This window comes from Streptomyces sp. NPDC091287 (assembly GCF_044768525.1).
In the GTDB taxonomy this organism is placed as follows: Bacteria; Actinomycetota; Actinomycetes; order Streptomycetales; family Streptomycetaceae; genus Streptomyces.
In genome coordinates this window covers 183,037-204,969 of record NZ_JBIVUV010000017.1, presented here as the reverse complement: position 1 = coordinate 204,969, position 21,933 = coordinate 183,037, and the positions used below count along the sequence as shown (strand labels likewise).

24 protein-coding genes are annotated in these 21,933 nt (G+C 71.5%); 16 read left to right on the top strand and 8 right to left on the bottom strand.

All coding sequences use genetic code 11. From position 1 onward, the window contains the following. Nucleotides 1-85: 85 nt before the first annotated feature. Complete coding sequence (locus ACIQRW_RS27755) at nt 86-2,440, bottom strand: ABC transporter permease (RefSeq protein WP_403765072.1); 2,355 nt, start codon at nt 2,438-2,440, stop codon at nt 86-88. Beyond that, the gene (locus tag ACIQRW_RS27750; RefSeq protein ID WP_403765071.1) at nt 2,437-3,174 is read right to left on the bottom strand and encodes an ABC transporter ATP-binding protein; all 738 of its coding nucleotides are present in this window, start codon (nt 3,172-3,174) and stop codon (nt 2,437-2,439) included. Before ACIQRW_RS27750 ends, ACIQRW_RS27755 begins: the two co-directional genes overlap by 4 nt. A gap of 213 nt (nt 3,175-3,387) precedes the next feature. Here ACIQRW_RS27750 and ACIQRW_RS27745 point away from each other — a divergent pair, with 213 nt between their 5' ends. The 3 genes from ACIQRW_RS27745 (at nt 3,388) to ACIQRW_RS27735 (ending at nt 6,383) form a co-directional block, all read left to right on the top strand. Further along, the gene (locus ACIQRW_RS27745; protein WP_403765070.1) at nt 3,388-4,707 is read left to right on the top strand and encodes a sensor histidine kinase; all 1,320 of its coding nucleotides are present in this window, start codon (nt 3,388-3,390) and stop codon (nt 4,705-4,707) included. Next, nucleotides 4,704-5,441 carry a response regulator gene (locus ACIQRW_RS27740; protein WP_403765068.1) on the top strand — a complete coding sequence of 246 codons (738 nt, stop codon included), beginning with the start codon at nt 4,704-4,706 and terminating at the stop codon, nt 5,439-5,441. Before ACIQRW_RS27745 ends, ACIQRW_RS27740 begins: the two co-directional genes overlap by 4 nt. A gap of 129 nt (nt 5,442-5,570) precedes the next feature. After that, on the top strand, nt 5,571-6,383 hold the full coding sequence (locus tag ACIQRW_RS27735) for a serine hydrolase domain-containing protein (protein WP_403765066.1): 813 nt from the start codon (nt 5,571-5,573) through the stop codon (nt 6,381-6,383). Here the strand turns inward: ACIQRW_RS27735 and ACIQRW_RS27730 are convergent. Beyond that, the gene (locus tag ACIQRW_RS27730) at nt 6,352-6,825 is read right to left on the bottom strand and encodes an ATP-binding protein (protein WP_403765064.1); all 474 of its coding nucleotides are present in this window, start codon (nt 6,823-6,825) and stop codon (nt 6,352-6,354) included. The two genes, ACIQRW_RS27735 and ACIQRW_RS27730, sit on opposite strands and share 32 nt — an antisense overlap. An 82-nt stretch (nt 6,826-6,907) precedes the next feature. Here ACIQRW_RS27730 and ACIQRW_RS27725 point away from each other — a divergent pair, with 82 nt between their 5' ends. The 6 genes from ACIQRW_RS27725 to ACIQRW_RS27700 all read left to right on the top strand — a co-directional run bounded on the left by ACIQRW_RS27725 (nt 6,908) and on the right by ACIQRW_RS27700 (nt 10,712). Next, nucleotides 6,908-7,732 carry a Scr1 family TA system antitoxin-like transcriptional regulator gene (locus tag ACIQRW_RS27725; RefSeq protein ID WP_403765063.1) on the top strand — a complete coding sequence of 275 codons (825 nt, stop codon included), beginning with the start codon at nt 6,908-6,910 and terminating at the stop codon, nt 7,730-7,732. After that, on the top strand, nt 7,716-7,985 hold the full coding sequence (locus tag ACIQRW_RS27720; RefSeq protein WP_403765061.1) for a DUF397 domain-containing protein: 270 nt from the start codon (nt 7,716-7,718) through the stop codon (nt 7,983-7,985). Before ACIQRW_RS27725 ends, ACIQRW_RS27720 begins: the two co-directional genes overlap by 17 nt. A 197-nt stretch (nt 7,986-8,182) precedes the next feature. Then, nucleotides 8,183-8,821, top strand: a complete 639-nt coding sequence (locus ACIQRW_RS27715; RefSeq protein ID WP_403765059.1) for a hypothetical protein — start codon at nt 8,183-8,185, stop codon at nt 8,819-8,821. A 92-nt stretch (nt 8,822-8,913) separates the two neighbouring features. After that, the gene (locus ACIQRW_RS27710) at nt 8,914-9,417 is read left to right on the top strand and encodes a GNAT family N-acetyltransferase (RefSeq protein WP_403765057.1); all 504 of its coding nucleotides are present in this window, start codon (nt 8,914-8,916) and stop codon (nt 9,415-9,417) included. A gap of 40 nt (nt 9,418-9,457) precedes the next feature. Further along, a complete protein-coding gene (locus tag ACIQRW_RS27705; protein ID WP_403765055.1) occupies nt 9,458-9,874 on the top strand; it encodes a hypothetical protein in 417 nt (138 codons plus the stop codon). A gap of 121 nt (nt 9,875-9,995) precedes the next feature. Beyond that, on the top strand, nt 9,996-10,712 hold the full coding sequence (locus tag ACIQRW_RS27700) for a DinB family protein (RefSeq protein WP_403765053.1): 717 nt from the start codon (nt 9,996-9,998) through the stop codon (nt 10,710-10,712). Nucleotides 10,713-10,740: 28 nt separating this feature from the next. On the opposite strand, the gene ACIQRW_RS27695 is transcribed toward ACIQRW_RS27700, so the two are convergent. Together ACIQRW_RS27695 and ACIQRW_RS27690 are read right to left on the bottom strand one after the other, a co-directional pair. Further along, nucleotides 10,741-11,460, bottom strand: coding sequence for an SGNH/GDSL hydrolase family protein (locus ACIQRW_RS27695; protein ID WP_403765051.1), 720 nt, complete (start codon nt 11,458-11,460; stop codon nt 10,741-10,743). A gap of 188 nt (nt 11,461-11,648) precedes the next feature. Next, complete coding sequence (locus tag ACIQRW_RS27690; RefSeq protein WP_403765049.1) at nt 11,649-12,308, bottom strand: pirin family protein; 660 nt, start codon at nt 12,306-12,308, stop codon at nt 11,649-11,651. Nucleotides 12,309-12,516: 208 nt separating this feature from the next. On the opposite strand from ACIQRW_RS27690, the gene ACIQRW_RS27685 reads away from it, so the two are divergent. The 5 genes from ACIQRW_RS27685 to fabF all read left to right on the top strand — a co-directional run bounded on the left by ACIQRW_RS27685 (nt 12,517) and on the right by fabF (nt 17,412). Further along, entirely contained in the window at nt 12,517-13,716 is a 1,200-nt protein-coding gene (locus ACIQRW_RS27685; RefSeq protein WP_403765047.1) for a PucR family transcriptional regulator, read from the top strand. Between the two features lie 89 nt (nt 13,717-13,805). Beyond that, complete coding sequence (locus ACIQRW_RS27680) at nt 13,806-14,720, top strand: ACP S-malonyltransferase (protein WP_403765045.1); 915 nt, start codon at nt 13,806-13,808, stop codon at nt 14,718-14,720. Nucleotides 14,721-14,729: 9 nt separating this feature from the next. Continuing rightward, entirely contained in the window at nt 14,730-15,761 is a 1,032-nt protein-coding gene (locus ACIQRW_RS27675) for a ketoacyl-ACP synthase III (protein WP_403765043.1), read from the top strand. A 63-nt stretch (nt 15,762-15,824) separates the two neighbouring features. Next, entirely contained in the window at nt 15,825-16,073 is a 249-nt protein-coding gene (locus tag ACIQRW_RS27670; RefSeq protein ID WP_028439857.1) for an acyl carrier protein, read from the top strand. A 76-nt stretch (nt 16,074-16,149) separates the two neighbouring features. Further along, on the top strand, nt 16,150-17,412 hold the full coding sequence (gene fabF, locus ACIQRW_RS27665) for a beta-ketoacyl-ACP synthase II (protein ID WP_361877033.1): 1,263 nt from the start codon (nt 16,150-16,152) through the stop codon (nt 17,410-17,412). Between the two features lie 163 nt (nt 17,413-17,575). Here the strand turns inward: fabF and ACIQRW_RS27660 are convergent, their stop codons facing one another. Beyond that, entirely contained in the window at nt 17,576-18,070 is a 495-nt protein-coding gene (locus ACIQRW_RS27660) for a DUF3145 domain-containing protein (protein WP_030585920.1), read from the bottom strand. Between the two features lie 399 nt (nt 18,071-18,469). Between ACIQRW_RS27660 and ACIQRW_RS27655 the strand changes: the two genes are divergently transcribed. Both ACIQRW_RS27655 and ACIQRW_RS27650 read left to right on the top strand, forming a co-directional pair. Beyond that, the gene (locus tag ACIQRW_RS27655) at nt 18,470-19,372 is read left to right on the top strand and encodes an SGNH/GDSL hydrolase family protein (protein WP_403765040.1); all 903 of its coding nucleotides are present in this window, start codon (nt 18,470-18,472) and stop codon (nt 19,370-19,372) included. Between the two features lie 11 nt (nt 19,373-19,383). Beyond that, nucleotides 19,384-20,391, top strand: coding sequence for an aldose epimerase family protein (locus ACIQRW_RS27650; protein WP_403765038.1), 1,008 nt, complete (start codon nt 19,384-19,386; stop codon nt 20,389-20,391). Between the two features lie 31 nt (nt 20,392-20,422). On the opposite strand, the gene ACIQRW_RS27645 is transcribed toward ACIQRW_RS27650, so the two are convergent. Both ACIQRW_RS27645 and ACIQRW_RS27640 read right to left on the bottom strand, forming a co-directional pair. Next, a complete protein-coding gene (locus ACIQRW_RS27645; protein WP_402011588.1) occupies nt 20,423-21,031 on the bottom strand; it encodes a LysE family translocator in 609 nt (202 codons plus the stop codon). Further along, on the bottom strand, nt 21,028-21,843 hold the full coding sequence (locus tag ACIQRW_RS27640) for an EI24 domain-containing protein (RefSeq protein WP_403765035.1): 816 nt from the start codon (nt 21,841-21,843) through the stop codon (nt 21,028-21,030). The genes ACIQRW_RS27645 and ACIQRW_RS27640 overlap by 4 nt, the downstream gene beginning before the upstream one ends. Between the last annotated feature and the right edge of the window lie 90 nt (nt 21,844-21,933).

The window sequence follows — 21,933 nt, the reverse complement described above, 5'->3', positions numbered from 1 at the left end:
GACCAACTCGGGGTGAGCGGCTCTCGGTGATCGTGGCCCGGGCCAGGCGGGTCCGAGCGGAGGCACGGGCTCCGGAACTGACTCCCTATTCGGTGCGCAGGGCCGTGGCGGTTCGGGCCCTGGCCGCCCAGCCGGAGGGCAGGAGCGCGCCGAGGACGGCGATGAGCAGGCCGCCGAGTGCGAGCGGGAACAGTTCCGCCCCGTGGTAGACGGCGAGGACGGAGCCGGGAAGGCGGAGCCCCACGCTGTCGCCCATCGCGGGGAAGACCCAGCCGTGCAGGGCCACGCCGAGCGGCACGCCCAGCACACCCGCGACAAGGCCGGTCACGACGACCGAGGTGAGGACCATCGCGATGGTCTGTCGGGGGGTCATGCCGAGGGCCTTGTGGATACCGATCTCCCGGACGCGCTCACGGGTGTCGAGCAGCACGCCGTTCAGTACACCGAGCGCGGCGACGCAGACGAGCATCAGCGTGAGGATCGCGGACAGCGCGTTGAGGGTAAGGACCATCTCGCTGCCCGAGTCGAGCCCGCCGGGCCGGGCGGTGGCCCCCAGCGGTGCCAGGTCGCTGTTCAGCGAGTCGGCGTAGTCGGTCACGTCGGTGCCCGACGTGACCGCGATGTGATGGCTCGTCTCCGTCAGGTCGGGACGCGCGCCCGTGAGGGTCGAGACGTCGGTGAAGACCTGCATGCCGTCGTTCCGGGGGTCGAGGACCTCGCCGACGATCCGGACCGTGACCGGCTCGGCCAGGCCGTTCAGGGTGACGGTGTCGCCGATGCGGGTGCCGGTGGCGGCCAGGAAGGGAGTCGGGACCACGGCCTCGCCGGGCCTGTCGATCCAGCGGCCCGAGACCATCGTGTAGCCGCCCCAGGAGGCGTCGCCGGTGAAGGCGATGACGTCGACGATGCCGGTCGGGCCGGACACGTTCGCCCGCAGCGTCGCGGCGCTGTAGTACTTTCCCGTTCCGGCGGCGGCGTTGATGGCCGAGGCGATTTCGGCGGGGTCAGCGGGATCGGCCCGGGGCTGCTTCTCCGGGGCAGAGCCTGGGGGGCCGGAGTCCGGCAGGGGCGCGGGTACGACGACATCGGCGGCGTCGTGGGCCCTGGCCTTCATCACCTGGCCGAGCGACGCGCCCATTCCCACGGTGAACGTCACAGCGACGGTGCCGAACAGGATCGCCGTGCCCATGGCCAGCGCGCGGGCGGGTCGGGCGAAGGGCCGGGCCAGGCCCAGGGCGACCGGTTGCGGCAACGGCGACCGCCGTGCCAGGCGGGCCGCCCACCGGCCGCGCGCGGTCGGAGCGGTACGCCCGACGGCGAGCGCGTCGACCGTACGCAGCCGCCCGGCCCGCCAGGCACTCGCCCACGCGGTCGCCGCCACCAGGCCGAGGCCTGCGGCGATCACCGCCAGGTCGACCCAGGGGGCGATGCCCAGGGACGAGGTGCCGTACACCTCTGCGGTCTCGGCCAGTACGGGGACGGCGAGCGCGTGACCGACGAGTACCCCGAGGGCCGTTCCGACGGCGGCTGGGATCAGCGCCTGACCCACGTAGGCCCGTACGACCTGGGCCGGAGTGAAACCGAGGGCCTTGAGGATGCCGATGCGGCGCGTTCCCGTGCCGACCGCGGACGCGACGACGTTGCCGACGACGAGCACCGACATGACCAGGCCCAGGGCGCCGAACGCCATGAGGAACGGGACGTAGAGGGCGGTCTCACGTGCGGCGCTCTTCCTGACGGTGAGCCATGACTGTTCGCCGACCGTCGTATCCGGCGGCAGGCGTTCCGTCACGGCCTCGCCGCCAGCGGCGATCTGCGCGGCGGTACCGGCGTCGGTGAAGCGGTAGAGCATCTGGTGGCCGCCCGTGGCGGGCTCGGTGAGCGCGGGCATCTGGGACGGAAGCACCCAGGCGTCAGCGGTCTGCGTGACCGAGCGGGCCACCCCGACCACCGTCAGTGCCGGACCGCCGGACAGATCGGGGAAGGTGATCTTCATGCCCATGGTCGGGATGAGCGAGGAGTCGACGGACAGCGCGATCTCGCCGGAGCGTGTGGGCCACCGCCCGTCGAGCAGCACCACCTCGTCCACGTCCCGGCCGGAATCGCCCCGGCCGACCACGGTCATCGGCCATCCTGGGCTGCCGTCCGCCCGCGGAGTGACCGTCGCCGTGCGGAACGGCCCGGCCGCACTGCTCACCCCTTCGGTGTCCTTGGACTCCGACAACTGCCCGACGCTTACCGTGCCCGCCTCGAACCACATGGACAGATGTGCGCCGTGCTGCTTGGCGAAGGCGTCGTCGAAGGGCCCGCCGGACACCACGAGCAGCGATCCGCCGAGGACGGATGCGGCCACCGCCATCATCGTGGCGAGACCGATCACCAGCGTCTGCACCCGGCGTCGCCCCACCCCCGAGCGCACCACCTTGCCGAGCGCGCTCATCGGACGTCCTGCGAGGCGACGGCCTGCGGGGCGACGGCCTGCGAGGCGACGGCCTGCGACCGGACGTCCCCGGTGATCCGGCCGTCGGCGATCCTGACGGTACGTTCGGTGCAGGAGCGGGCAAGCGCCAGGTCGTGGGTGACCACGACGATGGTCTGGCCCTCGGCGTTGAGATCGGTGAGCATGTCGCTGACGTCCTGCCCGGCAGCCGTGTCCAGGGCGCCGGTCGGCTCGTCGGCCAGGAGCAGCGGCGGTCGGTTCACCAACGCCCGGGCCACCGCGACGCGCTGCCGCTCACCGCCGGACAGACGGTTCGGGTAGGTGCGGGCGTGCCGGTCGATGCCCAAGAGTTCCAGGAGCTCCGCCGCCCGGCGGTCGGCCTTGCCACCTGCCGTGCCCGCGAGCCTCGCCGGCAGGGCCACGTTGTCGGTGACCGTCAGATCATCGAGCAGATGGAAGAACTGGAAGATCATGCCGACCTTCGACCGCCGGTAGAGAGCCGCCCCGGCTTCGCCCAGCAGGTCCACCCGCACGCCGTCCACGGTGACGGTCCCCGCGTCGGGCCGGTCCAGCCCGGCGATGAGATTGAGCAGCGTGGACTTACCGCTGCCGGAAGGACCGAGGATCGCGACCGCCTCGCCGGGCCGTACGGTCAGCGACGCCTCGCGCAGAGCCGGCGGGCCGTCGTCGTAACGACGGCTCACCTCCCGCAGTTCAATCACCGGCATGATCATGAAGGGCTCCTCGGGTACGGCCAGTTGACTGCGTGAACGCTAGGAGCGGGCCCGGCCCGCACGCGTCGCCCGCCCGGACCCTTTGCGATACCGCGCTGGGATGAGCCCGACAACGTCATCCCTGCGATGTAGGCGGGCGATGTATCCGGTGCGGTGGGAATGATCGCCAGGACGGACGCCGCGAGTCGGCCCGGCGGCGATGATGAACCGGTGATGGACGTACGTACGACGCTGGCGCGGCTGCGGGAAGCCGCCCGCCGGACGGTCCGCGATGCCGGGCTTCCGAGCGGTCCGCCGCTGCGGCCCACGCGGCGCGCCCGACAGTTCGACGCACTGGTGGCGCTGGCACTCGGAATCACCACCGTCTACTACGGCATCGACAACGCCGACAACGTCGTGGTGCGTGAGATCGCACCGGGCGTGGTGCATTCCCTACGGCGGCCGTCCGGAGCCGACGGCATGGCTTTCATGGTGACCCTCGCGGTCATCGCCTCAGGTGCCCTGGCGCTGCGCCGCCGCTACCCGCTCGCCGTGCTGTGCGTGGTGACGGCCGCGACACTGGCGACACCGCAGAGCGTCCTGCGGCTGACCTTCTACGCGTTCGTCATCGCCGTCTACAGCGCCGCCGTGTACAGCCCGTACCGGGTGGCGGCCCTGGCGGCACTGCCGGTTTCGGTCGTCCTGGTCAGTACCTCGGGGAACTCGGTGACACCGATCGTCCCCAACCAGTACACCGGCTTGCTGATCCTGGTCCCGATGGCCGTGGCCGCCATCGGCCTGCGCAATTGGAAGCTCCGTACCGACGAGGGCCGCACCCGGCTCTCCGCCCTGGAACGCGAACAGGCCGAGGCGCTGCGCCGGGCGGTCGAGCATGAACGGGCCAGGATCGCCCGTGAACTGCACGACGTCGTCACGCACAACGTCAGCGTGATGATCATCCAGGCGGGCGCCGCCCGCAAGATCATGGAGTCGTCCCCCGAACAGGCCGCCGAGGCGCTGCTCGCCGTCGAGGCGGGCGGGCGAGCGGCCATGACCGAGCTGCGCCACGTCATGGGACTGCTCACCATGGCCGACGAGAGCGCGGGGACGGACGGAGACGGAGGAGGTGCGGACCTGACCGGTACGGCGGCGGAGCTGGCCCCGCAGCCGGGCCTGGACCAGTTGGAAGCGCTGATCGGCCGGGTCCGGGACACCGGACTGCCAGTCGGCCTGACCGTGATCGGTCTGCCCAGTCCTCTCCCGCCCGGCCTCGAACTCGCCGCCTACCGCGTGGTCCAGGAAGTCCTGACCAACACTGTGAAGCACGCCTCCGGCGCCACCGCCGACGTGACCGTCGAGTACGGCCCGCAACGGCTCCGGGTGGAAGTCACCGACACCGGTGGTCGCCCGGGTGCGAGCGCGCCCACCGGTAACGGCCGGGGCCTGATCGGCCTGCGCGAACGCCTCGCCGTCCACGACGGAGTCCTCACCACCGGCCGCCGCCTGACCGGCGGCTTCCGCGTGGAGGCCCTGATCCCCTTGGAGACACCATGACCGAGCCACTGCGTGTGCTCCTCGCCGACGACCAGACCCTGGTCCGTACCGGATTCCGGTTGATCCTCGGCGCGGACGGTATCGACGTCGTCGCCGAGGCGGCCAACGGAGCCGAAGCGGTCGAAGGGGTCCGTCGCACACGCCCCGACGTGGTTCTGATGGACGTCCGGATGCCCGAGATGGACGGCCTGGAGGCGACCCGCCGCATTCTCGCCGCTCCTCGGGCTCCCCACTCCGTTCGAACAGGGGGTACCGGAATCCCTGAGGAACCCCGCGTCATCATTCTGACCACCTTCGACCTCGACCGGTACGTGTACTCCGCTCTGTCCGCCGGGGCCAGCGGCTTCCTCCTCAAGGACGTCACCCCCGAGCAACTGACGGCGGCCGTCCGCACGGTTCGTACCGGCGACGCCCTCCTGGCGCCCGCTGTCACCCGCCGTCTCGTCCAGCGGTTCGCCCAGCGCGGCGGCGACACCGCCGCACTCCACCGGGACCTCGCCTCGCTCACCCCGCGCGAGCTGGAGGTCCTCGGCCTGCTGGCCCGAGGGCTGAGCAACGCCGAACTCGCCGCCCGCCTCCACCTGGCCGAGGCGACCGTCAAGACGCACGTCGCCCGCATCCTCGGCAAGCTCGGCCTCCGTGATCGGGTCCAGGCCGTTATCGCCGCCTACGAGACCGGGCTGGTCAGCGCCGGCGAACACGGGGCCGCCGACCAGCCCGGCGAACGGACGTAGACCGCGCCCGGTCGGTCCTCGGCGCGGAGAACCGTGCCCCGCCACCGGCGCTCTCCTCGTCGTCATCCAGACCTCGGTCAGATCGGGGCCAAGGACAGGACGCCGGGCGCGGCCGTTAGGCTCGGACGCATGGAGAGCCTGCGCATCATCGACACCTGGCCGGTCACGACGGCGGCGGCCGCCGTCGTACGGTCGGACGGCACGGTCCTCGGCACGCACGGACCGGCCGACCACCGCTTCCCCCTCGCCTCGGTCACCAAGCCGCTCGCGGCCTACGCGGCGCTGGTGGCGTACGAGGAGGGGGCGATCGAGCTGGACGAGCCGGCCGGGCCCGAGGGCTCCACGGTGCGCCACCTCCTCGCCCACACCAGCGGCCTCGCCTTCGACGAGCACCGGGTGACGGCCCCGCCCGGCAACCGCCGCCTGTACTCCAACGCGGGCTTCGAGGTGCTGGGCGACCACATCGCCAAGGCGTCCGGCATCCCGTTCGCGGAGTATCTGCGCCAGGCGGTTCTGGAGCCCCTGGAGATGACCTCGACCACGCTGGACGGCTCCCCCGCCCGCGACGGCGTCTCCACCCTGGCCGACCTGGTCCGCTTCGCCGCCGAGGTGCAGGCCCCCCGCCTCCTCGACCCGCGTACGGTCCTTGAGGCCCAGAGCGTCGTCCACCCGGGCCTCAAGGGCGTCCTGCCGGGCTACGGCCACCAGAGCCCGAACGACTGGGGCCTCGGCTTCGAGATCCGCGACTCCAAGTCCCCGCACTGGACGGGGAACTCCTCCTCCCCGGCGACCTTCGGGCACTTCGGTCAGTCGGGCACGTTCCTGTGGATCGACCCGGTGGCCGGCGCGGCCTGCGTCGCGCTGACGGACCGGGCCTTCGGGCCGTGGGCGGCGGAGGCGTGGACGCCGTTCACGGACGCGGTTCTGGCCGAGCTGTCTTGAACCGGCTGCCGCCCTTCTCCGGCGGCGTCAGGCACTCGAACCAGACGGTCTTCCCGCTGCCGTCCCACCGCTTCTCGATCCCCCAGTTGTCGGTGACGGCGTCGACCAGGACGAGCCCCCGGCCCCCGTCGTCCAGCGGATCGCCCGTGATGGCGAGGGGCACGGCCGGGCTGCTGTCCGACACTTCGACGCGTACGCCCTCGCCGCGCGGCAGCCGGAAGATGAAGGTCTTGCCGCGCCGGTCGGGCACGTGGCGCACGACGTTGGCGATCAGCTCGGTGAGCGCCAGTTCGGCGGCGTCGGCGAGGAACAGCAGCTCCCAGGCCTTGAGGTAGAGCCGCAGGACGCGGCGCAGATGCCGGGCGGAGTGCGCACCCAGGGCGAAGTCGGCGCGGTAGACGGGCTCCCCGGGATCCCTCCGGGGGACAAGTACGTGATTCATGTCACCAGGCTGCGACGCGATGGCTACGCTCGGCTACGTACCGAAACGAACGCCGCGAGGCGTTGCACCCGGAGGTCCATCCGTGGCCAACATCCAGACGCTCGATCCCGACGCCTCTCCGCTCGCCTACTACGGCGGGGAGTTGCGCCGCCAGCGCGAGGCCCAGGGCCTGACGCAGCCGCAGTTGGGCAACATCATCTTCTGTACGGGCTCGCTGATCGGCCAGATCGAGACGACGAAGAAGATCCCCACCCGCGACTTCTCGGAGCGCGTGGACGCCGCGTTGGGGACGGACGGGACGTTCTCGCGGCTGGTGGGGCTGGTGCTGCGGAGCCAACTACCCACGTGGTTCCAGCCGTACGCGGACATGGAGGCGAAGGCCGCGTACATCTCCACGTACCAGGCGCAGGTGGTCTACGGGCTGTTGCAGACGGAGGAGTACGCGCGAGCGGTCCTGGCCACCGGCATGCCGGACGACCTGGAGGGTCTGCTCGCCGCCCGCATGGAGCGCCAGCGGATCCTGGAGCGGGAGAAGCCTCCGCTGGCCTGGGCGATCCTGGACGAGGCAGTGCTGTACCGGCCGATCGGCGGCCACGAGGTGATGCGGGCCCAACTCCAGAGGCTGTTGGACTACGCGGCGCACCGCTGGATGCGGATCCAGGTGCTGCCGTTCGAGGCAGGTGAACACGCGAGCCTGGACGGCTCGTTCACCGGCATGCGCTTCGACGACGACCCGGACGTCATCTACACCGAGGACCTCATCTCGGGCCATATGACGGCCAACCCGGAGACAGTCAGGGAGGCCTCGCTCCGATACGCTCACCTCCAGGCCACCGCACTCTCCGTCGAGGAATCGGTGGCGCGGATCAGCCGCGTGATGGAGGAGCGTTATGGAGACCGGCCCTGACCTGAAGAGCGCGGAGTGGCGTAAGTCCAGCTACAGCGGCAGCACCGGCGGCGAGTGCGTCGAGTGCGCCGTGACCGGCGGCGCGGCCTGGCGGACCTCCTCGTACAGCGGCAGCACCGGCGGCTGCTGCGTCGAGACCGCCGTCGGCTCCCCCTGCGGGTCCGTCCCCGTCCGCGACAGCAAGAACCCGACCGGTCCCGCCATCGTCCTCGGAGCCCACGCCTGGCAGGCGTTCGTGGACGGGCTGCGCTGACCCGGCACCTCCAACGAGGCGGCGGCGGCCGGGGCCTGCGGGCTCGGGCCGCCGCTTTCCCTCTGGCGGGGATCCTTGACGGGAACGTTCACCGGGGGAACGCTGAGGAACTGCCGGGCCGGCGGCGAACGTGAGGCCCGTAGGGGGCGAGGTAACTCGTGGTACGAGAGTGCTGGTTCTGCGGGGACGCCACACCGGTGGCGTGGCACGACCGCGTCCTGGGGCTGCACCGGGGCGCCGACACCACCATGACCCCATGGATCGTCGTCCTGCGTACCACGTGGCACCAGGAAGCCGTCCAGGTGCCGCGCTGCCCGCGCTGCCACACCGGGCATCAGATCGAGCAGACGACGGCGGGGCTCTCCGTGGCCGCGCTGATCGCCTACGCGGCGAGTGGCCGGCTGGACCAACTCCTCGGCATCCTGCCGGCGTCGACCGGGGACCGGGTGGTCGCGGCGATCTGGGCGGCCGTCGCCTGCCTGCCGGGGCTCGTCTGGATCGTCATGCGACGAGGCCGACTGCCGTGGCGGCGGCTGGCGCCCCGCCGCCTGGGCCATGCCCGCCACCACCCGGAGTTCCTCCGGCTCCAGGACGAGGGCTGGAAGCCCAGACCGGGGCCCTTCCCGTACTGGAAGAACCCGCCGAGCCCTCACCCCTCTCCGCCGCTGGGCGGGTTCCGGCGGTGGGCCGGACGCGTCATCGACCTGGTCGGAGCGGCCTGCTTCATCGCCATCCCCATCGCCTATTTCCAGGGCTACGAGGAACTGGCCGGAGGTCTCATCGTGGCGACGGCAGGGGTGTTCTTCCTGTCGTCGAAGATCAGACTCGACAAGTGAACCCGGCCCGGCCGCGTCGGCCGTAGGCCGCCGCAGCCCAACGGCAGAGTGGGCCCATGGGGCAGAGTGGGCCCATGGGGCAGAGTGGGCCCATGGCTACCTACGCGACCATGCCCTTTCACCTGGAGACCGAGCGGCTGATCCTGCGGCCGTGGGCCGAGTCGGACGCCGCCGAGTTCAGCGAGCTGCTCGGCGAACGTGGCAAGGGGACGCCCCCGGTCGAGCGCATCCGGACGTCCATAGGGGAGCTGCTCGCAGCGACGGAGACCACGGGGATCGCCCTGCTGCCCATCCAGCGCCGCGAGGAGGGCGACTTCGTCGGCTACTGCGGGCTGATCATCGGCCGCACCACCCTGGAGGAGCCCGAGATCGCGTACGAGCTGTTCCAGCGCGCCCACGGGCACGGCTATGCCACCGAGGCGGCCACTGCGGTGCTCGAAGCCGCCGCCGCGACCGGGCGGAAGAGGCTCTGGTCGACCGTGGCCACGTGGAACACCGCGTCGTTGCGCGTCCTGGAGAAGCTCGCGTTCGAGCGGGACCACCTCTCCATGGAGGAGAACGGCGAAGTGGTGTGGCTCACCCGCACGTTGCCGTGAGGCGGAACGGCCCCGGCGCGCACTGCTAGATTCGTCCGCCATGCGCTCACGAGACTACGACATCGAATTCCGGCAGCAGTCCACCCGTATACGCAACTGGGGTGCCGGTCTGCTGCTGCTGTCCGCACTGTTGTGGGGCTGGTGCGCGGTTCTGCTGCTGACGGATTACACGGTCGAGACACGCAGCGGCCACACCGGCGAGTGCGAGGCGCGTCTGTTCACGGAGCGCGGCACGGCCAACGAGGGTCTGTGGAAGGGCGACTACTGCCAGGACGAACGCGACTGGCCCGAGGCGCTGCTCATCCTGGGGCTGTCTCTCCCCGTGTCGCTCGTGGGGACCGCGCTGTTCACGACCGGCCAGGTGAGCCGGCGGATGAGCGGACACGCCCAGGCGATGCGTGAGCTGGACCGGATCGCGGACGAGCGGGAGAAGCGGGAGAAGCGCGCCGAGGCCTGACCGTGTTCCGGACCGGCCGCCCGCCCGACAGCCCGGGAATTCGGTCGCGCCCCGCGAGATGAGCCGTTAGCTTCCCTCCGTGCGCCGTGGATCGCCCGGCGCGACGACGAGGGAGCCACGTATGAGCGGCCAGGATCATCCGCGGACCGACCGGCTGACCATGCTGATCGAGCAGTTCGACCAGGCGCGGGAGATGGCCCAGGTCCGGCTGAAGGGCCTCGGGGACGAGGAGTACCTGTGGGAGCCGGCCCCCGGCAGCTGGTCGATCCGGCGCCGGGAGGAGGCGGTGACGCCCCGGGCGTACGGGCCCGGGGCGTGGGTCATCGACAAGGGGGCGCCGGAGATCCCGGCGAACGAGTACGCGGAGATCGCGCGGCAGGCGGCGGGCGGCATGTCCGTGGCGAAGATCGCCGAGGACTGGAGCGTGAGCGTCGAACGGGTCGAGGAGGTCCTCGCGTTCACCGGTGAGCCGGAGCCCGACGTCGTGCCGATCACCACCATCGCATGGCGGCTGGGTCACCTGCACTCCGACTTCGCGGGCCGGTGGGAGTGGACCTTCGGCGAGAGGCGGCAGGATCCGCATCTCCTGGTCGACTTCACGCCGTCCGCCTCCCTGGCGCTCGACCGCTTCTGGGAGACGCTCGACCGCCACCGCGCGAGCATCGCCACGCTCACCGACGAGCAGCTCGACACAGTCGGCCTCTCGCGGTATCCGTACGGCTCCGACCCCGACGACCCGTACATCGGCGTGCTGGCCAACGGCAATCTGGAACTCATCCACCACATGGCCGAGATCGCCCTGCTCCGCGACCTCTGGCGGGTCCGCCGCTCCCTGTGACATCCGACTGGCCGGGCACCGGTTCCGGCTACGCGCTCCGGGTCAGCAGACCGGCGTCGATAGCCTCGGCGATGAGGGAAGCGCCGCGGCTGTTCTGGTGGATGTGGTCGGTCGTGAGCACCAGACCTCGCCGCCGCGAGATCGCGTCGAGGCTGCGACGCAGCACGGTGTGCTGGACGAGGACGCCGACGACCGCAGCGGGCGTCGCCTCCCGGTAGGAAATCGGCGGCGGGTCCGCTCGGCGCAGTTCCTCGATCTGGCGTTCGTGGAGCGGAAGGTAGGCCACCTCGTCGGCGGCGGCGACCTCGGCGATCATCCGGCTGTACGCCTGCGATGCCTGTGCCGCCGCTCCGTCGAGATGTTGGCCGAGTACCGGTAGCGACAGCAGACCGATCCTCGCGTCGGTCTCCGCTCGCAGCCGTGCCACGACGGCTCCCAGGCACTGCTGGAACCAGCCTGCCGACGGGCGTTCGGGCAGCTGTTTGCGCTTCATGGCCTGCTCGACGGGGTAGCCGGGAAGGCTCGCCCGGGCGTCATTGGTCCCGATCAACACGGTGATCACATCGGGTGGGTTCGTGACGACAGCATCGAGACGCTGCAAGAGGTTGTGGGCGAAGTCGCCGTTGGCGCCGAAACGGGCAAGCCGCACGTCACCGGGAGGGTGGCGGTGTCCGAGGAGATTCAGGTAGTCGACGCTGAACTGCGCGCGGGTGAGGCTGTCGCCGAGGCACGCGATGCGTGTGCTCACGGCGCTTCCTCCGGGGGCCGGGTTGACGAGTCTCATGCCGGCGATCGTCACAGGACGGCGGTCGGGTGGTCTTGAAGGAAAGGGAAGGAAAGGGAGAAGCCGGCGCGGCGCGCAGCCGGTCGGCGGCCGCCCGTCCCCGGATCGTTGACCGGGCCGTCGCTCTCCTTCGTAACCCGCTCCGTGAGACCTCAGCCCGCCAGCTCCCACACCAGCAGCTCCGCCGGCCCCGCCACCGCGACCGCCTCCAGCCCCTCCGCTCCGGTGATCCGGGCGGCGTCGCCGGGGCCCAGCTCCTCGTCGTCCAGGGCGACCCGCCCGCGCACCACGTGGACGTAGGCGCGCACCGCGTCCGGGACCGCCGTACGCTCGCCCCCCGTCAGACGGCGGACATGGAGCATCGCGCCCGCGCCGGGCAGGGCGTACGGGGTGGAGTCGGCGATGCCGGGGACGACCGTGTACGAGGGTTCGCCCCCCGGCTCCCGGGGGGCCAGCCACATCTGGAGGAAGGTCAACGGGTCCGTGCCGTCGTTGCGTTCGACGTGCCGGACCCCGGAGGCGGCGCTCAGGTGGGCCACGTCCCCGGCGCGGACCACGGTGGAGTGGCCGGCCGAGTCCCGGTGGGTCAGCTCGCCCTCGACGACCCAGGTGACGATCTCCGTATGGCTGTGCGAGTGCTCCTCGAAGCCCGAACCGCGTTCGAGGCGCTCCTCGTTGCAGGCCAGGATCGGGCCGAAGCGGAGGTTGTCCGGGTCGTAGTGGGGACCGAAGGAGAGGGCGTGCCGGGTGACGATCCCGGCGGTCTCGTCCCCGCCCCGGTAGCGGTCGTCGGACCGGTGCACGGAAATCACCCGGCCACGGTAGCCCGGGGGCGCCCGGCATGCGGTCGCGGGAGCGGAACGGGGGCGCGCGGCGTACCGCCGCGGGAGCGGAACGGGGGCGCCCGTCGTTCGGCCGCGGGAGCGGAACGGTTGCGTCAGGTGTTCGTCTACCCGTCGGTACGGGGCACCGTCGCCCCGGCCCACCGATCCACCGGCCCGATAAGGCAGTCTTGTCCTCGTGCCCCGACCCGATCCTGAGCTGCCCCCCGCCCACGACGCCCACCTGCACGCCGCGACCCTGAAACGGCTGGAGCAGTCCTCCGGCCGGCTGGCCGCGAACGCGATTGCCCGCATGGACGAATCGCTGCCGTGGTACCGGGCGATGCCTCCGGAGAACCGGTCCTGGATCGGCCTGGTCGCCCAGGCCGGCATCGCCGCGTTCACCGAGTGGTTCCGGCATCCCGAGACCCCGCAGGCCATCTCGACCGATGTGTTCGGCACCGCGCCGCGCGAACTGACCCGGGCCATCACCCTGCGGCAGACCGTGGAGATGGTGCGCACCACGATCGAGGTCATGGAGTCCGCGATCGAGGAGGTGGCCGCCCCGGGCGACGAGTCGCTGCTGCGGGAGGCGCTCCTCGTCTACGCGCGCGAGATCGCCTTCGCCACCGCCCAGGTCTACGCCCAGGCCGCCGAGGCCCGGGGCGCCTGGGACGCCCGGCTGGAATCCCTCGTGGTGAACGCGGTGCTCTCCGGCGAGGCCGACGAGGGGGCCGTGTCCCGGGCCGCCGCGCTCGGCTGGAACTCGCCCGAGCACGTGTGCGTGATCCTCGGCACCGCGCCCGACGGGGACAGCGAGCTGACCGTGGAGGCGATCCGGCGCGCCGCCCGGCACGCCAAGCTCCAGGTCCTCACCGGTGTCCTGGGCAACCGTCTCGTCGTCATCGCCGGCGGCAGCGACAACCCCCTCCAGGTCGCGAAGGGCCTGATCGGGCCGTACGCCGCCGGGCCGGTCGTCGCGGGTCCCGTAGTGCCGGACCTGCTGGCGGCGACCCGGTCCGCGCAGGCGGCGGCGGCCGGGCTGAAGGCCTGTCTGGCGTGGCAGGACGCACCCCGGCCGGTCCTGGCGGACGATCTCCTCCCGGAGCGGGCGATGGCCGGAGACCCGGCCGCGCGGGACCAGTTGGTGGAGGAGATCTACAGACCGCTGGAAGAGGCCGGTTCGGCGCTGCTGGAAACGCTCAGCGTCTATCTGGAACAGGCGAGCAGTCTTGAAGGCGCCGCCCGGATGCTTTTCGTGCACCCCAACACCGTGCGCTACCGGCTACGACGTGTGACCGACGTCACCGGATGGTCCCCTTCCGATGTGCGCTCCGCGTTCACGCTGAGGATCGCCCTGATCCTGGGGCGCTTGGCCGCAGCGGATCCTCAGTCCTAGACTTTTGTTGGACTTCAACAATTCCCCCGACGGTTCTTCGTCCCTGTCCCCACGGGCGTGCGGGGCCGTTCACAAGAGAGAGTGTGAGGGTGCTCGTACTCGTCGCTCCCGGCCAAGGCGCTCAGACGCCCGGCTTCCTGACCCCCTGGCTCGACCTCCCCGGTGCCGCCGACCGCATCGCTGCCTGGTCCGATGCCATCGGGCTCGACCTTGCCCACTACGGCACGCGCGCCGACGCGGACGAGATCCGCGACACCGCCGTGGCCCAGCCGCTCCTGGTCGCCGCCGGACTGCTCTCGGCAGCCGCCCTGGACGCCTCGCCGTCCGTCGTCGCGGGCCACAGCGTCGGTGAGATCACCGCCGCCACGCTCGCGGGCGTCATCGACGACGAGGCCGCGCTGCGCTTCGTCCGCACCCGGGGGCTCGGCATGGCCGAGGCCGCCGCGGCCACCGAGACCGGCATGGCAGCCCTCCTCGGCGGCGACCCCGACGTGACGGTCCCGCACCTGGAGAAGCTCGGTCTGACCGCGGCCAACGTCAACGGCGGCGGCCAGATCGTCGCCGCGGGCACCGCCGCCCAGATCGCGGCCCTGGAGGCCGACAAGCCCGAGGGCGTGCGCCGGGTCGTCGCGCTGAAGGTGGCCGGCGCGTTCCACACGTACCACATGGCCCCGGCCGTGGAGAAGCTGCGCGCGGCGGTCGGCGACCTCACGGTCTCCGACCCGACCGTGCGCTACGTTTCCAACGCCGACGGCCACACCGTGGCCACCGGCACCGAGGTCATCGCCCGGCTGGTCGGGCAGGTCGCCAACCCGGTCCGCTGGGACCTGTGCATGGAGACCTTCCAGTCGCTGGGCGTCACCGCACTCGTCGAGCTGAGCCCCGGCGGCACGCTGACCGGGCTCGCCAAGCGCGCGCTGCCCGGTGTGAAGACGCTCGCGCTCAAGACCCCCGACGACCTCGACACGGCCCGCGCGCTCATTTCCGAGCACGCAGGCGCCTAAGGAGCGAGCATGTCGAAGATCAAGCCCAGCAAGGGCGCCCCGTACGCACGGATCCTCGGGGTCGGCGGCTACCGTCCGACCAGGGTCGTGCCGAACGAGGTGATCCTCGAGACGATCGACTCGTCCGACGAGTGGATCCGCTCCCGCTCCGGCATCGTCACCCGCCACTGGGCCTCCGACGAGGAGACCGTGGCCGCGATGTCGATCGAGGCGTCCGGCAAGGCCATCGCCGACGCGGGCATCGATCCCGAGCAGATCGGCGCGGTCGTCGTCTCGACCGTCTCGCACTTCAAGCAGACCCCTGCCGTCGCCACCGAGATCGCCCACAAGATCGGCGCGGGCAAGCCCGCCGCCTTCGACATCTCGGCCGGCTGCGCGGGCTTCGGTTACGGCCTCACCCTGGCCAAGGGCATGATCGTCGAGGGCTCCGCGGAGTACGTCCTCGTGATCGGCGTGGAGCGGCTCAGCGACCTGACCGACCTGGAGGACCGCGCGACGGCCTTCCTGTTCGGTGACGGCGCGGGCGCGGTCGTCGTCGGCCCCTCCCAGGAACCGGCCATGGGCCCGACCGTGTGGGGCTCCGAGGGCGACAAGTCCGAGACCATCAAGCAGACGGTGGCCTGGAACGACCTGCACATCGGTGACGTCTCCAAGCTGCCGCTCGACTCGAAGGGCGAGATCAAGTTCCCGGCCATCACCCAGGAGGGCCAGGCGGTCTTCCGCTGGGCCGTCTTCGAGATGGCGAAGGTCGCCCAGCAGGCGCTGGACGCGGCCGGAATCGCCCCGGAGGACCTGGACGTCTTCATTCCGCACCAGGCCAACATGCGGATCATCGACTCGATGGTGAAGACCCTGAAGCTGCCGGAGCACGTCACGGTCGCCCGTGACGTCGAGTCCACCGGCAACACGTCCGCCGCCTCGATTCCGCTCGCGATGGAGCGGCTCCTGGCGACCGGTCAGGCGAAGAGCGGCGACACCGCGCTCGTCATCGGCTTCGGGGCGGGTCTCGTCTACGCCGCGACGGTCGTTACCCTCCCCTAGGCACACCGGACCTTTTGGTCCGTACGCACGAACCCTGAAGAAACCCACCGAAGGAGCGCCAAGATGGCCGCCACGCAGGAAGAGATCGTCACCGGTCTCGCCGAGATCGTCAACGAGATCGCCGGTATCCCGGTCGAGGACGTCCAGCTGGACAAGTCCTTCACCGACGACCTGGACGTCGACTCGCTGTCCATGGTCGAGGTCGTCGTCGCCGCCGAGGAGCGCTTCGACGTCAAGATCCCCGACGAGGACGTCAAGAACCTCAAGACGGTCGGCGACGCCGCCGAGTACATCCTGAAGCACCAGGGCTGATCCCAGCCCGGCTGTGTCGCCACCCGGCGGTGGCGCCGCTGATTCACGACCCTCTACACGTGGAGAAGATTTTCCAGTGAACTCGACCAATCGCACCGTGGTCGTCACCGGTATCGGCGCAACCACTCCGCTGGGTGGCGACTCCGCATCGACCTGGGAAGGTCTGATGGCCGGCCGGTCCGGCGTCAAGCCTCTCGAAGGCGAGCGCTTCGCCGAACTGCCCGTCCGGATCGCCGCCCTCGCGGCCGTCGACCCGGGCGACGTACTCCCCCGCCCGCTGGCCCGCAAGCTCGACCGCTCGGCGCAGTTCGCGCTGATCGCGGCCCGCGAGGCCTGGGCGGACGCGGGCTTCACCGCCAAGGCGGGCGAGGACGAGAGCATCGCCCCCGAGCGCCTGGGCTCGGTCATCGCCTCCGGCATCGGCGGCGTGACCACCCTGCTCGACCAGTACGACGTGCTGAAGGAGAAGGGCGTACGCCGCGTCTCCCCGCACACCGTTCCCATGCTCATGCCCAACGGCCCGGCGGCCAACGTCGGCCTGGAGGTCAACGCCCAGGCCGGTGTCCACACGCCCGTCTCCGCCTGCGCCTCGGGCGCGGAGGCGATCGGGTACGCGGTGGAGATGATCCGCACCGGCCGTGCCGACGTGGTCGTCGCCGGTGGCACCGAGGCGGCGATCCACCCGCTGCCGATCGCCGCGTTCGCCAACATGATGGCGATGTCCAAGAACAACGACGAGCCCGAGACGGCCTCGCGCCCGTACGACACCGGCCGGGACGGCTTCGTCCTCGGCGAGGGTGCGGGCGTAGTCGTCCTGGAGTCCGCCGAGCACGCCGCCAAGCGGGGTGCGCGGGTCTACTGCGAGGTGCTGGGCCAGGGCCTGTCGGCCGACGCCCACCACATCGCGCAGCCCGAGCCCACCGGGCGTGGCATCGCCGCCGCGATGCAGAACCTGCTGGACTCCAGCGACCTCAAGCCGTCCGAGGTGGTCCACCTCAACGCGCACGCCACGTCGACGCCGCAGGGCGACCTCGCGGAGATCAAGGCGCTGCGCAAGGTGCTGGGCGACGACCTCGACCATGTCGCGATCTCCGCGACGAAGTCGATGACGGGTCACCTGCTGGGTGGCGCGGGCGGCATCGAGACCGTGGCGACGGTCCTGGCGCTGCACCACCGCATCGCTCCGCCGACCATCAACATCGACGAGCTCGACGAGGCGATCGACGCGGACATCGTGCGCGGTGAGCCGCGGGTGCTGCCCGAGGGGCCGATCGCGGCGATCAACAACTCGTTCGGGTTCGGTGGGCACAACGTGGTGCTGGCGTTCCGGTCCGTGTGACGCTTTACGCGGTGAAGCCCGCTTCCCGGGGTCCGGGAGGCGGGCTTCGTCGTTCTTCGGGGCTCCGCCCCGGACCCCGCTCCTCAATCGCCGGAGGGGCTTGAATTCGCTCCGGTCACCGCAAGGCCAAACACCGGAGGGGCTTGATCTCGCGCCCCGGCGGCTAGACGACCTGGTGGAGCCAGCGGACCGGGGCTCCCTCGCCCGCGTGCCGGAAGGACTCCAGCTCGTCGTCCCACGGCTTGCCGAGCAGGGAGGCGATCTCGGTCTCCAGGTCGCTCTCGCCGCGCACCGATCGGGCCAGCGCGGCCCGCAGCCGGTCCTCGGGGATCAGGATGTCGCCGTGCATGCCGGTGACGGCGTGGAAGATGCCGAGGCCGGGGGTGGAGCTGTAGCGCTCGCCCTCGGCGGTGGGACACGGCTCGGCGGTCACCTCGAAGCGCAGCAGGTCCCAGCCGCGCAGGGCGGAGGCGAGCTGCGAGGCGGTGCCGGCGCGGCCCTTCCAGGAGAATTCGGACCGCCAGGTGCCGGGGGCGGCCGGCTGTCTGATCCAGTCCAGCTGGACCCGCACACCGAGGACGCCCGCCACTGCCCACTCGACATGTGGGCAGAGCGCGCGCGGCGCGGAGTGAACGTACAGGACTCCACGTGTCGTCACCGGAACCTCCCGTGTGGGACGAGGTACGCCTTCCCCAGCGGCCTCGCGCCCGTACCGCCACTTTCCGGCCGGCTCCCGAGGTTGTCATCAGTAAACAGCATCGGGAGTTAATCTCCTGAAAAGGGACAGTATGTGACGTGACGTAATGTACCGGAGCCGCCCGTGTGTGCGCGGGCGGGCGGGACGCCACTGGTTCGACGGGGAAAAGCTACCGTGCGCCGGGGCCGTCCGTGTGACGTACCGTCGGTCTCGGGCCCCTGATTCGCCGGCTTTCACCCGGCAGGGCGCGCAGAGCCCCGACCTGGGGATCGTGTGCTTGCCGGGGGCATGTCCAGAGGCATAGGCCAGGGTTGACCGGAGGGGATCCGAGTGATGCCGGAGCGTGCGACACGCCCACGAATGCGTACCACTGCCGCCGCGCTGACGGCACTCTCGTGCGTCGGCGTCGCCGCGTTGGCCGGGTGCGGCTCCGACGGGGCGGAGGGCGGCGTGTCGCGGAACGCGCCGGCGGCCACGCGCGGCGCCTCGCCGTCCCCCTCCCCCACCCCTGACTGGAACCCCCGCCCCGGGTCGGTCGCGGCGGTCGGGGACTCGATCACCCGGGGCTTCGACGCGTGTTCGGTGCTGGCCGACTGTCCCGAGGTGTCGTGGGCGACCGGTTCGGACGACGCGGTGCGCAGTCTCGCGGTCCGGCTGCTCGGCCCGTCCGGGGCGGCGGACCGCAGCTGGAACCACGCCGTGTCGGGGTCCCGGATGGTGCAGTTGCCCGAGCAGATGGCGCTGGCGGCGAAGGAGCGGCCGGAGCTGGTGACGGTGATGACGGGCGCGAACGACGCGTGCCGGGACTCGGTGCGGCTGATGACGCCGGTCGCGGACTTCCGGGCGTCGTTCGAGGCGTCGATGCGGCAGTTGCGGGCCGGGGCCCCGAAGGCGCAGGTGTACGTCTCCAGCGTGCCGGACCTGAAGCGGCTCTGGTCGACGGGGCGGGTGAACGAGCTGGGCAAGAAGATCTGGCAGCTCGGGATCTGTCAGTCGATGCTGGCCGACGCGGACGATCTGGGCCCGGCGGCCGTGGCCCGGCGGGACGCGGTGCGGGAGCGGGTGGTCGCGTACAACGGGGTGCTGCGGGATGTGTGCGCGAAGGACCGGTACTGCCGGTACGACGGCGGGGCGGTGTTCGACTTCCGCTTCACCGGGACGCAGCTGAGCCAGTGGGACTGGTTCCATCCGAGCCGCGACGGCCAGGCCCGACTGGCGGAGATCGCCTACCGCAACATCACGGCCCCGGAGCCGCCCGCGTAGGGTCGGTGACCATGACCACCAGCACGGGCACGGCGACGTACACGGAAGACTTCGGCGCTCTCGCGGACGGGTCGCCGGTCCGCCGGTGGACGCTGGAGCGGGACGGGGTCCGGGTACGGGTCCTGACCTACGGCGCGATCGTGCAGTCGGTCCATGCGCCGGGCCGGGACGGCTCCCGGACCCCGGTGGCGCTCGGGCTGCCGGCTGTGGCGGGCTACGAGGAGTTCCCGGCCCCCTACTTCGGCGCGGTGGTCGGGCGGTACGCGAACCGGATCGGGGGCGCTTCGTTCGTCCTGGACGGGCGCACGCACCGCCTGACGCCCAACGAGGGCGGGACCCATCTGCACGGCGGGGCCAGGGGCTTCGACAAGCGGGTGTGGGACGCGGTGGCGGTCCCGGACGGGGTGCGGCTGTCGCTGGTCTCGGCGGACGGGGACGAGGGGTATCCGGGGCGGCTCGACTTCTCGGTGACGTACACCCTGGGGCCGGGCGGGGCACTGCGGCTCGGCTACCGGGCGGTGACCGATGCCCCGACCGTGCTGAACCCGACGAGCCATCTGTACTGGAACCTGGCGGGCGCGGACAGCGGGAGCGCGCTCGGGCAGCAGTTGCGGATCGCGGCGGAACACGTGACCCGGGTGGACGCGGCGTCGGTGCCGACGGGTGAGCTGCTGCAGGTGGCCGGGACCCGGTTCGACTTCCGGGGGATGCGGGCGGTGGGCGCGGGCTACGACCAGAACTTCGTGCTGGAGGAGGCCGGCGAGGAGGGGGACGGGGTCGCCGCCGAGTTGTACGACGCGGCGTCCGGGCGGGTGTTGACGGTGCGGACGACCGAGCCGGGGCTCCAGCTGTACACGGCCGACCACTTCGACGGGCGGCCGTTCGGGCCGTGTGCCGGGATCGCGCTGGAGACCCAGCACTTCCCGGACTCGCCGAACCGGCCGGAGTTCCCTTCCACGGTGCTCCGGCCGGGCGAGGAGTTCGTCTCGCGCACCGAGTACGCGTTCTCGGTGCGCTGAGACCTCGTCCCCTCCTTCTTCGGCGCTCCGCTCAGCGGGCCAGGCCCAGGGTGACCCCGAGGCCGACCAGGACCGAGCCGATCGAGCGGTTGAGGGCCTTCTGGCGGCGCAGCATCGCACCGCGCAGCCGGGAGTGCGAGAAGAACAGCGCGACGAGGGCGAACCAGCCGAGGTGGGCGGCCGACATGAACAGGCCGTAACCCGCCTGCTGCCACAGGGCGGTGTCGGGCCCGACGACCTGGGTGAAGGTCGCGACGACGAACAGGGTCGTCTTCGGGTTGAGGGCGTTGGTCAGGAAGCCGCTGCGCAGCGCCCCGAACGGGGAGAGGCCAGGCCGGTCGCTCAGGTCGACGTCGAGGTCGGCGCGGGCCAGGAAGGTGCGCACCCCGATGTAGATGAGGTAGGCGGCGCCCGCCAGCTTGACCGCGGTGAACAGGGCGGTCGAGGAGGCGATGAGCAGCCCGACGCCGAGCATCGTGTACGTGACGTGGACCAGGACGCCCGCCGCGACGCCGGTGGCCGCGAGGACGCCGGTGGTGCGCCCGTACAGATAGCTGTTGCGTACGACCATGGCGAAGTCGGCGCCCGGCGAGACGACCGCGAGGACGGTGATGGCGGCGACCGCCAGCAGTTCGGTCACGCGGACCACGTCCGGGGGGCCGGTGCGTCACCGCTGTCGGCGGTGCCGGGCCCGGGGCCCGGGTCCGACGCCGCGTCCGGGCCCACCAGGTCGCGGGCGAGGAGGGTGGCCCCGGCGACGGCTCCCGGCATCAGGAACACCGCGACGACCGGGACGAGGAAGGCCAGGGTCAGCGGGACGCCGAAGCCGAGCACCAGCATCCGGCGGCCGCGCAGCAGGACGAGGCGGTCCTTGAGGACCATGCCCCGGCGCTGGAGGGCGACGGCGGTCAGCTCCTCGGCCAGGAAGTAGCCGGAGACGCAGAAGCCGATCGCGGGGACCACGGTCTGCCCGATGACGGGGATGAAACCGCAGGCGAAGAGGGCGATCCCGTACAGGGCGACGCGCAGCAGGATGCGCACGGAGTCGCGGGCGGAGATCCACAGTTCCCGCCAGAGCGGCAGTCCGGACTCGGGGACGTCGCCGCCCTCGCTGCGGTCGACCTCCTCGGAGAGCGACTCGTAGAAGGGCTGGCCGACCAGGAGGGTGACGGCGGTGAAGGTGATGACCGCGAGGAACAGGCCGAAGACGAAGACGAGAGCGGTCAGCCCGGTGCGCAGGAGACCCTGCCAGGGCGAGGACCAGTCGTCGGCGAACGGGGTCGCCCAGCCGACGAAGTCGTCGGCTCCGTAGCCGAGTCCGATCAGGGCTCCGGCGTAGATGACGAGGGTGACGAGTCCGGGCAGCAGCCCGAATCCGAACCATCGTCCGTGTTGGGCAACCCAGCGTTGCCCCTTCATCAAGTAGCCGAAACCCGCCCCGAGATCACTCATGGGCGTCAGCGTACTGGCGGGGGAAAGCGGTGAGGACCGCACCCCGGGGCGGGGTGCGGTCCTCGTACGGCGCTGTGGTCAGCGGCGCTG

What these genes read in the sequence shown, in the direction of transcription:
- ACIQRW_RS27705 (WP_403765055.1), top strand. Translation starts at nt 9,458, where the DNA reads ATGCGCTCACGAGACTACGACATCGAATTCCGGCAGCAGTCCACCCGT.
- ACIQRW_RS27670 (WP_028439857.1), top strand. Translation starts at nt 15,825, where the DNA reads ATGGCCGCCACGCAGGAAGAGATCGTCACCGGTCTCGCCGAGATCGTC.
- ACIQRW_RS27675 (WP_403765043.1), top strand. Translation starts at nt 14,730, where the DNA reads ATGTCGAAGATCAAGCCCAGCAAGGGCGCCCCGTACGCACGGATCCTC.
- ACIQRW_RS27750 (WP_403765071.1), bottom strand. Translation starts at nt 3,174, where the DNA reads ATGATCATGCCGGTGATTGAACTGCGGGAGGTGAGCCGTCGTTACGAC.
- ACIQRW_RS27755 (WP_403765072.1), bottom strand. Translation starts at nt 2,440, where the DNA reads ATGAGCGCGCTCGGCAAGGTGGTGCGCTCGGGGGTGGGGCGACGCCGG.
- ACIQRW_RS27710 (WP_403765057.1), top strand. Translation starts at nt 8,914, where the DNA reads ATGGCTACCTACGCGACCATGCCCTTTCACCTGGAGACCGAGCGGCTG.
- ACIQRW_RS27650 (WP_403765038.1), top strand. Translation starts at nt 19,384, where the DNA reads ATGACCACCAGCACGGGCACGGCGACGTACACGGAAGACTTCGGCGCT.
- ACIQRW_RS27730 (WP_403765064.1), bottom strand. Translation starts at nt 6,825, where the DNA reads ATGAATCACGTACTTGTCCCCCGGAGGGATCCCGGGGAGCCCGTCTAC.
- ACIQRW_RS27720 (WP_403765061.1), top strand. Translation starts at nt 7,716, where the DNA reads ATGGAGACCGGCCCTGACCTGAAGAGCGCGGAGTGGCGTAAGTCCAGC.
- ACIQRW_RS27740 (WP_403765068.1), top strand. Translation starts at nt 4,704, where the DNA reads ATGACCGAGCCACTGCGTGTGCTCCTCGCCGACGACCAGACCCTGGTC.
- ACIQRW_RS27735 (WP_403765066.1), top strand. Translation starts at nt 5,571, where the DNA reads ATGGAGAGCCTGCGCATCATCGACACCTGGCCGGTCACGACGGCGGCG.
- ACIQRW_RS27745 (WP_403765070.1), top strand. Translation starts at nt 3,388, where the DNA reads ATGGACGTACGTACGACGCTGGCGCGGCTGCGGGAAGCCGCCCGCCGG.
- ACIQRW_RS27640 (WP_403765035.1), bottom strand. Translation starts at nt 21,843, where the DNA reads ATGAGTGATCTCGGGGCGGGTTTCGGCTACTTGATGAAGGGGCAACGC.
- ACIQRW_RS27700 (WP_403765053.1), top strand. Translation starts at nt 9,996, where the DNA reads ATGAGCGGCCAGGATCATCCGCGGACCGACCGGCTGACCATGCTGATC.
- ACIQRW_RS27655 (WP_403765040.1), top strand. Translation starts at nt 18,470, where the DNA reads ATGCGTACCACTGCCGCCGCGCTGACGGCACTCTCGTGCGTCGGCGTC.